Origin of the sequence: Sporolactobacillus sp. CQH2019 (assembly GCF_028765345.1) — a bacterium.
In the GTDB taxonomy this organism is placed as follows: domain Bacteria; phylum Bacillota; class Bacilli; order Bacillales; family Sporolactobacillaceae; genus Sporolactobacillus.
On the sequence record NZ_JARAJZ010000006.1, the window covers coordinates 16,416 to 32,632 of the forward strand.

At 36.7% G+C, this 16,217-nt stretch carries 15 protein-coding genes; all 15 read left to right on the forward strand.

From position 1 onward, the window contains the following. Positions 1-146: 146 nt before the first annotated feature. The 15 genes from OYT88_RS09780 to OYT88_RS09845 all read left to right on the forward strand — a co-directional run bounded on the left by OYT88_RS09780 (position 147) and on the right by OYT88_RS09845 (position 16,108). Positions 147-1,250, forward strand: a complete 1,104-nt coding sequence (locus OYT88_RS09780) for a glycosyltransferase family 4 protein (protein ID WP_274399668.1) — start codon at positions 147-149, stop codon at positions 1,248-1,250. A 4-nt stretch (positions 1,251-1,254) separates the two neighbouring features. Continuing rightward, entirely contained in the window at positions 1,255-2,238 is a 984-nt protein-coding gene (locus OYT88_RS09785) for an STELLO glycosyltransferase family protein (RefSeq protein ID WP_274399669.1), read from the forward strand. Positions 2,239-2,685: 447 nt separating this feature from the next. Then, positions 2,686-4,110: an IS5 family transposase gene (locus OYT88_RS09790; RefSeq protein WP_274399671.1), complete on the forward strand. Its 1,425-nt coding sequence runs from the start codon at positions 2,686-2,688 to the stop codon at positions 4,108-4,110. A gap of 684 nt (positions 4,111-4,794) precedes the next feature. Further along, positions 4,795-5,034 carry a hypothetical protein gene (locus OYT88_RS09795; protein ID WP_274399673.1) on the forward strand — a complete coding sequence of 80 codons (240 nt, stop codon included), beginning with the start codon at positions 4,795-4,797 and terminating at the stop codon, positions 5,032-5,034. Positions 5,035-5,494: 460 nt separating this feature from the next. Next, complete coding sequence (locus tag OYT88_RS20905; protein ID WP_443217504.1) at positions 5,495-5,647, forward strand: transposase; 153 nt, start codon at positions 5,495-5,497, stop codon at positions 5,645-5,647. A 444-nt stretch (positions 5,648-6,091) separates the two neighbouring features. Then, positions 6,092-6,883 (forward strand): glycosyltransferase family 2 protein, encoded by a 792-nt coding sequence (locus tag OYT88_RS09800; protein ID WP_274399675.1) that lies wholly within the window; start codon positions 6,092-6,094, stop codon positions 6,881-6,883. A 104-nt stretch (positions 6,884-6,987) separates the two neighbouring features. Next, a complete protein-coding gene (locus tag OYT88_RS09805) occupies positions 6,988-7,329 on the forward strand; it encodes a glycosyltransferase (protein ID WP_274399676.1) in 342 nt (113 codons plus the stop codon). A gap of 289 nt (positions 7,330-7,618) precedes the next feature. Further along, complete coding sequence (locus OYT88_RS09810) at positions 7,619-8,836, forward strand: glycosyltransferase (protein WP_274399677.1); 1,218 nt, start codon at positions 7,619-7,621, stop codon at positions 8,834-8,836. Positions 8,837-8,956: 120 nt separating this feature from the next. Further along, on the forward strand, positions 8,957-10,099 hold the full coding sequence (locus tag OYT88_RS09815; RefSeq protein ID WP_274399678.1) for a glycosyltransferase family protein: 1,143 nt from the start codon (positions 8,957-8,959) through the stop codon (positions 10,097-10,099). A gap of 51 nt (positions 10,100-10,150) precedes the next feature. Then, positions 10,151-11,419, forward strand: a complete 1,269-nt coding sequence (locus OYT88_RS09820) for a hypothetical protein (protein ID WP_274399680.1) — start codon at positions 10,151-10,153, stop codon at positions 11,417-11,419. Positions 11,420-11,528: 109 nt separating this feature from the next. Then, complete coding sequence (locus OYT88_RS09825; protein ID WP_274399683.1) at positions 11,529-12,875, forward strand: lipopolysaccharide biosynthesis protein; 1,347 nt, start codon at positions 11,529-11,531, stop codon at positions 12,873-12,875. Between the two features lies 1 nt (position 12,876). Beyond that, positions 12,877-13,464 carry an acyltransferase gene (locus OYT88_RS09830; RefSeq protein ID WP_274399685.1) on the forward strand — a complete coding sequence of 196 codons (588 nt, stop codon included), beginning with the start codon at positions 12,877-12,879 and terminating at the stop codon, positions 13,462-13,464. Positions 13,465-13,536: 72 nt separating this feature from the next. After that, positions 13,537-14,121: an acyltransferase gene (locus OYT88_RS09835; RefSeq protein WP_443217505.1), complete on the forward strand. Its 585-nt coding sequence runs from the start codon at positions 13,537-13,539 to the stop codon at positions 14,119-14,121. A 3-nt stretch (positions 14,122-14,124) separates the two neighbouring features. Continuing rightward, positions 14,125-15,030: an NAD-dependent epimerase/dehydratase family protein gene (locus OYT88_RS09840; protein ID WP_274399687.1), complete on the forward strand. Its 906-nt coding sequence runs from the start codon at positions 14,125-14,127 to the stop codon at positions 15,028-15,030. Continuing rightward, positions 15,023-16,108, forward strand: coding sequence for a glycosyltransferase (locus OYT88_RS09845; protein ID WP_274399688.1), 1,086 nt, complete (start codon positions 15,023-15,025; stop codon positions 16,106-16,108). Before OYT88_RS09840 ends, OYT88_RS09845 begins: the two co-directional genes overlap by 8 nt. Positions 16,109-16,217 lie beyond the last annotated feature (109 nt).

Here is a 16,217-nt window from a genome sequence, read left to right on the forward strand (position 1 = left end):
GAATTATGTTTGGCCTTACAAGGTGAATTTCAAATTATGGTGATTGCCGCACAATTACAAATTATATAATGAACTATTACATGTAGATTAATAGCATTTAAGGGAAGAAATTATGTGAGTAAACCTTTTCCTGGAAGAGTGATATTATGAAAAAGTCAATATCTGTTGTATCAATTGGAGATCCTCTAAACTCCAAAACTTGGTCTGGGACACCATATAACATTTGTACCGTATTAAAAAAGAGAGGTTGCTTCAATGAGGCTATTGATTCATCGAAAATATCTAATTTTCGGCGGGTGTTAGCGTACGTATACTCTATGCTCCTATATGGTCTGACTGATATAAAACGTGGAGCCGTATTCAGAAAATATTATTCAAAACGAATTTTCATTGAAGCACATAATGATATTAACAATATATTACATATGGGCACCCTTGATATGCCTGTATTTTCGAAGGATCAGAATCATCATTATCTGTATAGTGATTCAACATGGCATTTATGGGGTAATCAAGTGAGCAATAGAAATAGTTATTCAGAAAAACTAAAAACAGATGCTGAACATTTGGAGAAGTTATCCTATGAAAACTGCAAACATATTTTTTCTATCAGCGAATATATGAAACAGGATTTGATTGTACACTATGAACTGTCTCCAGATAAAATTACTGTAGTGGGGACAGGTACGGGAAACATCAAACCTTTCATAGAGGAAAAAGATTATTCAACAAAAACATTATTGTTTGTTGCAAAAAATAGATTTGAGGATAAGGGAGGGTTAATAGTAAAGGATGCCATCAAATTGGTGCAAATGAGGGATCCATCAATTAAACTTATTATTGTTGGTGATGACAATTATAAATCATATTTTGTTGATACTCCAAATGTAACGATTTATGGCTATGTTGAATGGGATTTCTTGCAAAATCTATTTAATAAATCAAGTATTTTTATTATGCCTGCTTTAAACGAACCTTGGGGATTAGTATATCTTGAAGCACTAAAATGTAAGATGCCTATCATTGGGCTCAATAAAAACTCGTTACCGGAGATCACTCAAAATGGGAAGTATGGATTTTTAATTAATGATGCGGATCCCAAATTACTGGCCGACACCATTATTGACGCTTTTTCAGATATAGAAAGGTTAAAAAGGATGGGCCGTGAGGGACAAAAATATTGTCTTAATAAATATACATGGGAAAACGTCGTAGACAAAATTATTAATGAAATTGAAATTGAGGGCTAACTTAATGAAAAATATTATTATAACGTCAATATTTAACCCGACAGAGGCAGTGGCGGAATTTACACATTTCAAGGATTATCAATTAATTGTTGTAGGCGATAAAAAAACCCCGAAAGACTGGAATTGTAGTTCTGCTAAATTCATCTCAGAAGACGAACAAATAAAGTCGCACTTTGAAATTAATCAGCTTTTACCATGGAATCATTATTGCAGAAAAATGATAGGATATGTTTACGCCATAAAGAATGGATCGGAAGTAATAGTTGATACGGATGATGATAATATTCCGTATTCTGACTGGAAGGTAGAGGAATTTGACGGAGAGTTTCTGACATCAGAGGAAGAGAGAGGTTTTATAAATATATATCATTATTTTACCGATAAAAAAATTTGGCCAAGAGGATTACCGCTAAATAAGATCAATGATAAAGACGCTTTGCTGGATATGGAAAAGTTTAAAAAACAACAAGTAAGTGTCGGTGTCTGGCAAGGTTTGGCTAATGGTGATCCTGACGTTGATGCAATTTATCGGTTAACAAGTAACGAGGTTTGCAATTTTAGAAAAAAGGAGCCATTGGTCTTATCAGAAGGTACCATATCTCCATTCAATTCTCAAAATACGGCCTTTAGGAAAGAAGTATTTCCATTACTGTATCTTCCTGCCTATGTGACATTTAGATTTACTGATATTCTTAGAGGATTAGTTGCTCAACCTATTTTGTGGAGTGCAGGATTTAAACTGGGATTCAGTAATGCTACTGTGTTTCAGGAAAGAAATGATCATAACTATGTAAAGGATTTTGAATCTGAAATTCCTTGCTATCTTCATTCTGAAGAAGTGATCGATATTGTTGAGGGCACCATACGTGGTAATAATGACATTTCTAATAATCTATTTAACGCATATGAAGCACTCTATAAAAAGGATATAGTTGAAAAAAGGGAACTTGAATTATTGAATGCTTGGCTAATAGATATAAATGATTAAATAGTTAGTTGAGGCCGTATAATTATTTGTGTATATTAGAGTTTATCTATGAGCGAACGATGAGAGCATGGGAGGCCTGGTTTCATTGGGGTGGGCCGCGGCCCACCCCAGTGAAAAATTTCATTTCCTCGAAAGCTGCTTGATGTATCAAAGATGAAGGAACTCAGCTGGCAGTACAAAGTGGAACTGGAAGACGGGATTCGCCGNGTATCAAAGATGAAGGAACTCAGCTGGCAGTACAAAGTGGAACTGGAAGACGGGATTCGCCGGACGTATCAATGGTTTCTTGAAAATGAAGGGAATCTAATTGTTAAATAGTGGATACTTAATAATTCTGTAGCACTATATATTAAACAATTAATTCCATTTCTAGTGTATAATAAATGCATGGAATAATAGGCGTTGGCGCGATTATGCATGCATTTTTTAATGGATGGGGTGGGTGTAATGGTTTATCGGACGAAAACCGTTCAACTTTCAATCGATTCTTTCGGTCAGGAACTTGGGGTGTCCTTAAGCCCGCATAATCAATGGGTTCAACTCGCGAATCAGCTGCCGTGGACCCAGCTGGAAGCCCTATATCTTGGCGTTTTTCCGTCTACACTGGGCCGAGCGGGCAAACCCTTCCGGCTGCTTTATGGAGCGCAGCTCATTAAGCAGTCCACCGGCCTTTCCGACGTGGATCTGGTCAACGCCGTTCGTGATACGCCCGCTTATCAGTACTTCATGGGTTGTCCCACATACAATGTCAAGCTCCCTTTCAACCCCTCATCCCTGTCGCATTTCCGGAAACGGATCGCCCCCATCAGCGCACGGTTGCGTCAGGTCATTGGGAACTGGTGTAAAGACCGGCTTCAAGATAGCCTGGGCGACGAACAGACGATGATCCTGGACGCCACGGTCACTCCTGTAAACATCCGCTTTCCACAAGACTCTTCCTTACTCAACCAGGCCCGCACGCTCCTTGAAAAAATCATCACGGAACTGGCGCACCAGCTTCACGTACCGATTCCGCGAACCTACAAGCGGGAAGCACACAAGGGCTATGTCACGTTCACCAGGAAGCCCCGTCGATCAGCCAGGGAAACGCGCAAGCAAGTCAAGGCTCAACTGCAGTACGTGCGACGTGATTTGCGTTACGTCCGCGAACTGCGTGAAAAAGGCGGAGAATTGACGGATCCACAGCTGGACAGGTTGGACACGATCCAGCATCTGTTTGAGCAGCAGGAGGACATGTATCGGCATCAGACGCATCGAGTGGACAACCGGATTGTCAGCTTAGCCCAGCCCTATGTGCGGCCGATCAAGCGCGGCAAGGCCAGGCAGGACACCGAGTTTGGCCCCAAAATCGACGTCTCCATTCAGGATGGGATCCTCGAAATTGAACGCGTCGGTTTCAACGCGTTCAATGAAAGTATGGACTTCCAAAAGGCCATCGCGCGTTATGCCGAGCGGCACGGCCATTACCCCGACGAAGTATTGGCCGACAAGCTGTACCGCAACCGGAAAAACATCGCTTTTGCCAAAGAGCGGGGCATCAAGATCCTAGGCCCCAAACTGGGCCGTAAGCCCAAGCCGGTCGATGAAAAACAACGCCGCGCAGAGAACGCGGCGGCTCGTGACGCTGAGAATCGCCGGGGTCAGATTGAACGCAGCTTCTCCTTCATTAAGCGGAAGTGCGGTCTGGGTTTAGTGCGCGCCAAAACCGCTGAAACGATTGCCATCTCCATCGACACAGGCATTGCGATGGCAAATATTGATGCGGTCTTACGCCTTTTTTCTTGGTCACTTTTACTTTTCGTGCAAATCAAAGAGGTTCACTTAAAAATTAGCTATCAGACGACAGAATGGGTCAAAAATTCAGTGGCCTAATTCAGTATCCACTAAATAAAAATAATAGTACCTACCCCATAATAGGGAAATAAAGTAATAATGTATTTTTTTACTTAATAGTGTTGCTTTAAGAATACCCAAATAGATTGTTAAAATCATAAACTGCTTGCTGAACAAATTATCAGGTCTGACTTCTGGAAATACGAGGAGATCGGTTTATCGGTACTAATTTGACGTTATCTTTAGCTAAAAACCTTTCGAATCACATAACTTTATTTGATAGAAATATTTCAAAATTTTCTCTTATTAATGCTATGAATATGTCTAATGTGGAAATAATTGAAGGTTGTTTTGATATGAACTGTAATTATGGGTTAATCACTTCGGGACAAGATGTGGTTTTTCATCTTGTTAGTACCACTGTGCCTGACTTCATAATAGTAGGGAAATTATGCAGTAGTTGATTAATTTGAAGTGGGAGTTAGTTATGAATCAAATCGTTAACAGAGTGAAGTTTAAATAACCTATTCGAGTTGCACAGATAATGGGAACCTGAATTATTCACAGCACGACAGCTGAGAGGTGATAATCGTTGGAGGGAACAGGGTTTTCCTGGATGCATTCTGTTCACCTAATAAGTGACAAAAATAAATGAAAAAGGAGCCCCTCCTTGATAGAATTAATTTGCCTGAACCCAACATACAAGGTAAGGGGGCTCCTCATATGCCACTAAAAGAAGCGGCGCTTCAATTCAACAAAAAAATAAAAGTTGGTTTTTCTGGCGGAGCGCTTTCTTCCAACTTAGGACGGCTGCTCTACCGGGAATTCGATGAGAAGACCGGATTCAGCCGGCTGATCGAGGAAAGGCTCAAGATCAAAGATCCTGTCACACACACGTCACACGAATACGAAGGACGTGGTTCAGAAAGTCTACCAGCATCTGGCGGGCTATCACATCAATGATGAAGCCTGCGAAGTGGGAAGGGAACCGGTTTTCACCACGATTTCTGGGAAAAACCGGCTGGCTTCTCAGCCGCCCCTCTCCCACTCAACCAGCGCGTGGATGACGAAACGGTTCAGTCGCTGAAAACGATTAACCAGGCTTCCTGGATTCCCGCATCTCCACACTATGATTTGTCAAAAGTGGTTGGAAAAAATGATTTTACAGGCGTTTTTGAGTTTTCTCATTGCCCCCTCGCCTAGTGATGTATACAGTTACATCACTAGGCGAGGTTCTGCCCGACAGAAAATATGTTGCCGATAAAATACGAATATAAGTATAAAATTTAATAACATTGTTCGTATTTAAGACTATAATCAATTGGGAATATGAATTTGCAACCTCTTTTATGGCTATTCCTAAAAGAACCTTGTTTCGTCGGCAGACTCATAGTGATGTATAACGGGAATCTAGGAGGCTTACCTGGATCGGCTTTATGCCCTGCGTCCCAGCGCCCAGAGGGTCCTCGATGTCGATTCGTCCAACTTTGAAACCTTTGGGAATCAGGAAGGATCGTCCTACAACGCCCACTGCCAGGACATGGGATTCCATCCGCTCCTCCTGTTCGATGGCTGACGGGCTACTGCCTGAAGGCGGCGCTGCGTCCGGGAAATGCTTACACCTCCCGTGGTGGGATCGCTTTTCTCCGGCCTGTTCTGGTGTTCTGGAACACTTGCGGTCATTAGCCCCGGGCTGGATCTAGATCTAACGCCGAGCTGCAGATCCGGGTCCTGGCCAATAATCTGTAGGCCGGTTTCCGCCTGCTCTGCCTGCCCAAGTCCCGATGAGGAACCCGCTGTAAAAACTGAACAAGTGATCATCGGATCCATTTTTAACAAAAACACGCTTGTTTTATTAAGGATCCCCGCTAATGGCAGGGAAACAGCGCTCTATGAATAATTCAGGTGGAAAATATGTAACTAGCGGGATCAAGACAAATATTATGAATTATTCCAAAAATATTGATAGGGATAATAAAATTTTATTTTATTATTGATTCTGAATGGGAGTGCATCAAGAGTGTCAAAGCCTAAAATCTCCATTATTACAATAACATTTAATAGTGAAAAAACATTAGAACGTACAATAAATAGTATCTTAGATCAAGAATATGAAAATCTAGAGTACATTATTATTGATGGAGGTTCTCAAGACGGTACACTGGAAATAGTTAAGAAATACCAAAAAAATATCGATTATTTTATTTCCGAAATGGATCAAGGTATAAGTGATGCATTTAATAAGGGGATTAAGCAGGCAACGGGAGAAATAATTGGAATAATAAATTCTGATGATGGTTTATGTAGTGATGCGCTTGCGACGTTGGCAAAAGCATATGAAGACGATGTTGATGTTTACAGAGGAAATGTTATGCTTTGGCATGAGGATACGAGTCGAAAAATAATGGAAATACCATCTCTACATTTCTCTAATATTCCAATAATGGTAAATGTGAGCCATCAGAGTACCTTTATAAAAAGAAAGGCCTATGATAAATATGGGATGTATAATATTGAATATAAGAATGCAATGGATCTTGATTTATTAATGAGATTTGAACGCGCAGGAGCAAAATTTAAATATGTTGATGCGCCTCTTGCATATTTCACATTTGGAGGTGTAACTTTCTCTCAGTTTTCAATTTCAAGGAAAAAGGAACTGCAGAGAATAGTTTCTGCGAATGGAGCAAGTTTCTTAGAAACTCTGTTGTATGGGATTCTAATTGATATGAAGCATGTAGTAAAAAAAGTAGTGAATAAAGACAAACTTTTGGTAATACGTCATGGACGAAAGAATATTATGAACAGATAAAGTACTAGTAATTTTAAAATTTCTATAACAAATTCTACATGAGGAAAACTATGAGGATATTACAGATAAATGCAGAATACGTGAATGGTAGAAGTACAGGACGAATGGTTTATGATTTATCAGACTGCATTCTTAAATCTGGAAATGATTCTTTTATTGCCCTTGGATATGAATATGTAAAAACTTATGAACTCGATACATACAAAATGAAGTCAATTCCAGATTTGAAATTTAGTATCCTGCAGACCCGTTTGTGGGAAACCAAAAGATTAATTAAATGGATTGCTCAAATGAAACCTGATGTCATTCATTTTCACAATCTTCATAACCACTACATTAATATTGAATTCCTTTTTGACTATATTAAAAAGCACCATATTCCCGTGGCTTGGACTTTGCATGATTGTTGGTCATTTACTGGTAGGTATGCTATTTCAGTTATGTAGGATGCATTAGGTGGAAAAAAGGGGATGTAATTATTGCCCGAATAAGCATGTCTACCTATACACCTGATTTTTGATCTAAGTAAAGATAATTATTGATGGCAATATAAATCTTTTACTAACGTTAAAAAATTTAATAATTGTGACACCTTCCATGGCTTGAACATAGAAAGTATTAAAGACAATTATGGAATAGTATTAACAGAAAAATCTCTTGACAATTTAGTTGATGCTCTTAAAAAGTTGCAGAATCAAGAAATGAATACAGCGATAAATGTTAGGGGAAATTCATATGAAAATATTACAAATAAGCTCTGAGTGCGGGACAGGTAGTATCGGAAGATCGATGTTTGAACTTGCTGATTCACTACAAGAGCAAGGACATGAATGTATTGTGGCCTATTCGTTGGGTTCGCCTAATTTTAACTCAAGTTATAAGATCGGAACATATATTGACCATAAATTTCATGCACTCCTTTCGCGTATAACTGGACTACAGGGGTACTTTTCAAGAAATGCTACACGAAAGTTGCTTCAAGTTATTAAAGAGTATAAACCAGATATAGTGCACTTACACAATTTACATAGCAATTACATAAATCTTCCAATCCTACTAGGATATTTAGCACATTCTAATATTGCAACCGTAATAACTTTGCACGATTGTTGGCTCTACACGGGGAAATGTACCCACTATGTCTCTGTAAATTGCGACAAATGGAAGGATAGCTGTGGAAATTGTCCCCTGCTTCATAAGGATTATGCTAATCCCACATTCTTCTTTGATCGCACCCATAAATGTCTAATGGACAAGAAAAAATGGTTTGATGCTATCCCACGGCTTGCAGTTGTTGGCGTATCACAGTGGGTTGCAAATGAAGCCAAGGAATCAATTCTTGGGAAAAGAAGACCCATATCAATCTATAATTGGATCGACAGCAACGTATTTTATCAGAGAAAAAGCAACTTGCGCCAACAGTTTGGCCTTGAAAATAGATTTGTAGTTTTAATGGTAGCTACATGCATATCTGAAATCAAAGGATATAATGTAATGAAAAATCTATCGAAAAGATTATCTGAAAATTATCAGATCGTTATTGTAGGTAAAAACAAGTGGAAATTAGATATTCCTAATAATGTTATTCATATTCCCCATACAGACGATGCAAATCAACTTGCAGAATACTATTCTATGGCTGATATTTGTGTTAATACTACGAAATACGAAACTTTCGGCAAGGTGACTGCTGAATCTTTGTGCTGTGGGACCCCAGTCATTGTTTACAACAATACCGCTTCACCAGAGTTGGTTGGGGAAAAGTGTGGGTATGTGGTAAACGAAAGGGATGGAATAGAGGCGGTTTTAAAGGCAATTAGAAAAGTCAAAGAAATTGGAAAAGAATATTACTCAAATCATTGCATTGAATTTGCAGAAAATAAGTTCGATAGAAATAAAGGTGTTAAAGCCTATGAAAAACTTTATGAAAAATTAATTGCTGAAGTCAATTAAAAAAGCAAAGGGGTCATTAACTGCCCACGGTTGAAGATGAATATGGCATAACCGTAAATTGACTAGGATAAACATATTACCTTACCATATTATTGAAGATTTCTGAAAAGGGTGGACATAATGGATAGAAAAATCAAATACATCGGTTATTATGACCTCCTTTATGACGGCAAGCAAAAAAGGTTATTTTCCTTGGCTGCGGCTAAGAAAATGGACTATCTTTGCGATGTATTAAATAAATTGCAGTACAGCGTGGAAATAGTATCACCTTCGTATATTACAGGCAAGAGTGGAGCATATACTGCGGCATCGCACCAATATATTCATAAAGGAGTAGAACTTACGCTTACACCAAGTTGTGGTGCGAGAAATAAGATTGTTCGCATATTTCGTGTATTGCTAGCAAAATTATGGCTTTTTGTATATTTAATAAAGCATTGTAGAAAAAATGAAAAGATTTTGGTATACCACAATTACGAACTTTCGTTGCCAATTCTTTTGGCTCAGAAAATTAAAAAATTTAATATCCTCTTGGAAATCGAGGAACAATACAGCATGGTTTGGAAACTGACCAGATTTCAGAAAAGAAAAGAAAACATGTTGCTGAAAGCGGGAGGCGATCAGTGCTTGGTCGTTTCTGAATCGCTCTGTGATAAGCTCGGAATAAAAAAAGGAATAATTTCTTACGGTAACTATAGAGTTTATTCTGGGGAAATAGCACCGAAGGGGAATAATAATACAATACTTTTAATATATACCGGTTCGATTGACAAAGTTAAAGGCAGTGCGTTTATCGCTGCAGAGACTATGCGGTATCTTCCAAATAATTATTATCTGATTTTGACAGGAAATATTACAAAATCTGATGAAAGAGATTTTTTTAGAGTAATCAATAATATAAATAGGGAATACGGGAGTAGAGCCGAATATAAGGGGGTCTTAAACGACAGCGAATATCAGCGGCTTCTTTTAAGTGCGGATATAGCACTTAATCCACAAAAAGAAGGAGAGTTTGGCAGCTATTTATTTCCATCTAAAATACTAACATATCTCACACATGCTCTTCCGGTAGTAAGTACTCGGGGCGAAAGTATTGTAAAGTCGCAGGTTGCAGAATACATAACCTTTTCAGATAAATTCACTGCTGAAAGTATGGCGCAAGCGATACTTACAGTAGATTTTGAGAAGAGCAAGAATGTGCGTCAGAAATTGAAACAGATGAACGGAAATTTTGTCGCTCAGATTGGTGAATTGATAAAATAAAATTACAATCTCTGTTTGATGGTCAAAAGATTATCGTTGGAGGAAAAAGTAATGGAGTTGCAAAGACAATGGTTTAATGTTAGATTTAGGAATTTTTTTATTTTTTTAATTGTATTGTGGTCAATCTTGCTTTCAAAAACAGTCTATTTTGGAATCATTAATCGAAAGCCATATCAATGGGTCTTTTATCTACTAGCGTTGGTTTGTGTGCTTTTTTTCAAACTATCAATACAGCGCATCAAAGTTAACACAATTATTGCTCTACCCATGCTTATTTTGTTGCTAATGAATTTAATATTCAACAAATCAGATATGACATCTTCACAGACAAATCTTGTTACAGGTATTGTATTAACACTTATAGCCATGGCGTTCATTGCTTCATATATGGATAAAGCCAAATTTGCAGCAATGTATATACGAATTATTGCTGTCTTCAGTTGTATAAGTCTCCCTAGTTTTTTAATTGCAAACATTAATCCAAGCCTGGCATTCAGGTTCTGTCAGCCAGGATACGATTGGACGGTAAGTTTTGGATATTCGATGTTTTACACATGGGGAAGGGCAGGAACCATTTATAACCGTAATTCCGGTCCCTTTTGGGAACCAGGTGCTTTTCTGGGATTTATAATGATAGCTTTTTTTATGCTGCTTTATGAATGTGATGAAAAAGAATTGAAACATAGAAAATTATATTTTGTACTTTTTGTAATTACTATGCTCACAACCCAATCAACAACAGGTTATATATTGATGATTCTGATTTTCTTATCCCAATGGAACCAGATACAGAAAATATTTGGCAGAATGAATAAGGTATTGAAATATTTGATGATTACAATAATTGCGGTTACTACTATTTTGGTTATTTTTCAAACCGGAAATATCTCAGGTAAGTTATCAGGTGCAAGCTCAGCATCGGCAACAATACGTTCAAGTGATTTCTCTGGGGGCCTTAAACTTATACTAAAAAGCGGTATTATAGGGCTTGGTGAAACAGCAACAAAAGAAGCAAATAAGCAGATTGCTGGTGTTGGAGTGGATGATTCAATTGGATTGTTTGCAATGGCTTATACATATGGTATCATGTTTGCTATTATATATATATTTAACGCTTTCAAAGGAATTAAAAGGTTTTTTAAGCCTGATAATTCTAAAGATATGCTTATATTGAGTTTTGTATTCATTGTGTTGAATATGACAGAAGGTCTTTGGTGGCTACCAGTGTTCGTTGCCATACTTTTTAGATTTGGTGAGAAGATATCTCAAACTAATAGTTATGTATCTGATACTATTAATCTACAGGGTAAAGCGACTTAAGAGAGTTTGCGTATAACTGCTCTTGTATTGATATTTCATGCTGAATTTATAAAATGATAACATGGATATTTGATTGATGTGAAAGAAAATAGAGGAGCATACAACTCTGATGAGCAACAGCAAAATCACTATTGAAAATGGGGCACAAAATCGAAATAGTAATCTAAAGAAAAATATTGTTCTTAGCTATATCTTTAAACTGCTCAGTTTAGGACTTAGTTTTTTCACCGTGTCAATTCTCGTTCGCTATTTAAACAATACAGAATATGGCATATGGCTAACGTTATTAACAATATTATCATGGGTTAGTTTTTCGGATATTGGTCTTGGCAATGGTTTGAGAAATCGATTGACGGTTGCATATAGCCAGAAGAACTATAAAGACGCAAGAGAATATATTGCGACTACATATGCGGTTGTTACACTAATTGTTGTGTGCCTTTACATAATTTTACTCACAATCTTACCTCTACTCAATTTGCAAGGCATTTTTAATACGCATAAAATTTCAAATGCAAGGCTGCTGATAGTGAGCATTTTAGCACTGAGTTTTTTCTTGAGTAATTTTATTTTATCCCTCTACAACCAATTGTATTACGCGGTTCAGAGAGCTTCTGTAACAGGTTTGGGGCAGGTTCTGATCAATTTATTTTACTTGCTTTTGCTGGCATCTCTGGGCCTGTTTTCAAAAAACAATATCCTATTTGTCGGTGCATCCTATGGTATTTCATTGTTGGCGCCAAGTATATTACTTACGATTCTGTTTTTTAAAAAATATAATCACTTGAGGCCTGAATTTCACGATATTAAGCTTCAGAAGATAAAGGATTTGATGAATCTGGGGATCAAATTTTTTATTATCCAAATTGCTGCTGTTATATACTTTGGAACTAACAATATAATCATTACTCAAATTAATGGGCCGGCTCAGGTTGGTGTATATGACACAGCTTTTAAACTTTTCAGTACTGTATCCACGGCCTTCGTCCTATTGTTGACCCCTCTATGGTCCGCATTCACAGAAGCATATGCTAAAAATGACTTTCAGTGGATCAGAGAGGTCATTAAAAAACTGAATTATCTACTTATCCCGTTAGCTCTGGGCTTGGTACTCATGATAGTTTGTTCAAATTTTATTTTTAAACTTTGGATTGGAAATAGACTTATGATTCCCAGTTCACTTGTTATCTTAAATGCAATTTATGTGTTTGTATACGCTTGGAGCAATATCTACGTTTATCTGATGAACGGCATGAATAAACTTAATCTTCAACTTGTTTTTTCTATATTTACTTGCTTTATTAATATTCCCTTATGTTTTTATTTTGGTAAAACACTCAATTTAGGGGTCTCAGGAATTATGATTGCTCAAATATTGACGGCTTTACCAGGAGCGATCATTTTTCCTGCGTGTTCTATCCGATTCATAAGCAAGGGCTTACAAGGAGGTAAATAAAATGATTGGAAAAATCAAAGCCACTTTGAATAAAGCTTATTTGATGCATAAACTGAGAACATTCAAGAAAAATTGCACGATAGGCAATGATGTTGTTATCTATCGAGAAACAAAAATAAGTAACCTCACCACGGATAAGAAAAAAATACTTATTGGTGATGAGTCAGTAATCAATGGAATGCTAATCTTATATCCTTTTGGTGAAAAAATAGATATAGGAAAAAACACTTACATAGGAATAGGCACTAGAATATGGGCAATGGGAAAGATAGAAATAGGAAACAACGTTTTAATCGCTCATAATGTTAACATTATTGATAATAACAGTCATTCCATTGAAAGTAAGATAAGAAAGAATGAACTTAGATATTTAATAAATAAAGGCGCTCCGAAAGAAAATGTCTTTAATATTAAAAAAGGTGATATCAAAATAGGAGATAATGTATGGATAGGGCTGAATTCTATTATATTAAAAGGTGTAGAAATCGGCGAAAATTCTATCGTAGCTGCTGGGAGTGTCGTAACGAAGAATGTACCATCTAACACTATGGTTGCTGGTAATCCCGCAAGGCCCATTAAAGAAATTTAAATAATTTTCTACCAACTGATTAAAAAGGAATGGGAAACAATGTTAGGAAAATTAAAATCGTTTTTAAAAAAAATGAATTTAAGAAGAAAACTAAGAGATTATGCAGATTCTTATGAACTAGATAAGTCAACAATACTTTTGCCTTCATTTAACTTAGACATCCGTAAATTTTCCCCCAAAAAGAGGATATTTATTAATGCAGATTCTCTTTTGGGCTGTGTTCTAACATTGGAAAAAGAAACGGGGAAAATTTCAATAGGAAAGCGAGTATATATTGGCGGAGGAACTCAGCTAATTTCCATTAATAATATTGAAATTGGAAATGATGTTACCATCGCTTGGAATTGTACTATCTATGACCATAGTTCACATTCAATATATTGGAATGAGAGAAAAAATGATACGATTCAATCACTTAGAGATATCAAGGAAAATGGTAATTTTATTAGCAAAAAGAACTGGGATGTAGTTAAATCGGCACCTATAAAAATTTGTGACAAAGTATGGATTGGGTTTGATGCAGTAATTTTAAAAGGCGTTACTATTGGTGAAGGAGCTGTAATTGGTGCAAGAAGTGTAGTCACAAAAGATATTCCCCCTTACACGGTGGCGGCCGGAAATCCTGCTAGGGTAGTTAAAAAAATTGAGGAGGACTAAAATTTGAAGAGGATATTGATTACTGGCTCTAACGGCTTTATCGGAAGCCACTTGGTTCATTATTATAAATCAAAGGGTGATCAAGTTTTCGGCCTTGGGACGTCTAAGAACAGCAATATAGATAGTGTTGAATATTATCAGTGCGATTTAGCGACAGACGATGTTTATGAATTATATAAATCAATAAACCCCGATTGGTTTATACATTGCGCGGGAAATGCGAATGTCGGAATTTCGGTTAAGTATCCGGAACTTGATTTTGAAAAAAATGTAAATGTACTATATAAGACACTCTCTGCTTTGAAAAGGGCGGAAATCAATCCCAAATTTATCTTTCTTTCAAGTGCGGCCGTTTACGGAAATCCTTCTACACTTCCAATCAGTGAAAGTTTTTCAACGGTTCCTATTTCACCGTATGGACTTCATAAAAAAATGTGTGAAGACATCTGCAAATATTACAGAGAAAATTACAATATGCAGATTACTGTATCGCGTATTTTTTCTGCTTATGGAGAAGGATTAAGAAAGCAACTGCTTTGGGATATTTACAACAAATATAAAAACAACGATTTCATTGAATTGTACGGTACGGGGGATGAAACAAGAGATTTTATTCATATATCAGATTTGATTCAAGCCATCAATCTTATTTTGAATAATGAAGAACCAGATTTCATCTACAATATTGCTAATGGTCAGGAAATCACGATCAGAGAAATTGCTAATATTTTTGGTGAGGAATTGGCATTGCCAGAGGGAAAAATATCGTTTAACGGGAAAATAAAAGTAGGAGATCCGATGAAGTGGCGGGCAAACATTGATAGGATAAAATCGTTAGGATATAGAAAAACCGTCACGATTCAAAATGGAATTATACGCTACTTGAAATGGGTGAAAGAATATGTTTAAAAACAAACGAATCTTATTTCTGGCAATGGGAGGGAAAAATTGGATAGGAGGGCTGTATTATGTGAAAAATGTAATTTATACTTTGATACATACAAATGAACTTGGCGAGCATTCAAAAATATACATACTGGTTAAACGGGAGAATTATGATTTATTCAAAAAATTTCAGAAATATAATTTTGTGCAAATTATCCTGTTTAAGGATTCTATATTAAATAAAGTGTTTAGAAAACTAAGCAATAAACTAAAATTAGACATCGAGTTGTTATATGCTGTTAAAAAACATAAAATAGATCTCATTTTTCCTGTTACAGGACATCCAAATATGTTTTTAAAAAATAAATCCGTTTTCTGGATTCCTGATTTTCAACACTTTTTTTATCCTCAATTTTTTACAAAAGAAACATTGCAAGGTCGAGATTCACTTCATAAATATATAGCAAGGCAACCTAACTATCTTGTGCTTAGCAGTGAGGATGCAAAGAATTCTTTTGCTAAATTTTACCCTGATCATTTAAATACTATTAAAATCATTAAATTTCAATCCGATCTTGAAGATGAAGTAGGTCGACTTACAGATAGCTTTGTTGAAAATACATTAAATAAATACAACATTACCGGAAAATATGCGATCCTATGCAATCAGTTTTTTAATCACAAAAACCACTTGGTAGCATTTAAGGCGATTAACTATATCAAACAGGAAAAAGGGCAGGATATTTGTTTGATTTGCACTGGAAATAATCAACCGGTTAATAATAACAAAAAACACATAGAGGATCTCAATCAATATATCAAAGATAATCATCTTGAAAAAGATATTAAAATATTGGGATTGATCCCTCGCATGGATCAATTGGCACTTATCAAAGCATCTTGCGTGTTAGTTCAGCCATCTTTGTTTGAGGGCTGGGGGACAAGCGTGGAGGATGCAAAATGGTTTCACAAGAAAATGATCTTGTCTGATATAAATGTTCACTATGAACAAAAAAATGAAGATTGCGTCATTTTTCACCGCACAGATTTTAAAGATTTAGGTGACAAAATTTTAAATGTTCTTTCTACTGAAACGAATTAACGCTTGCAGAGCATACATATAAAGAGATGTTGACGTAGTAACGGCTTAAGGGAATTTTCTGGGCAGCACACCAATGGGTACCCGTTAAGCCGCTTGTCGCGAAATAACT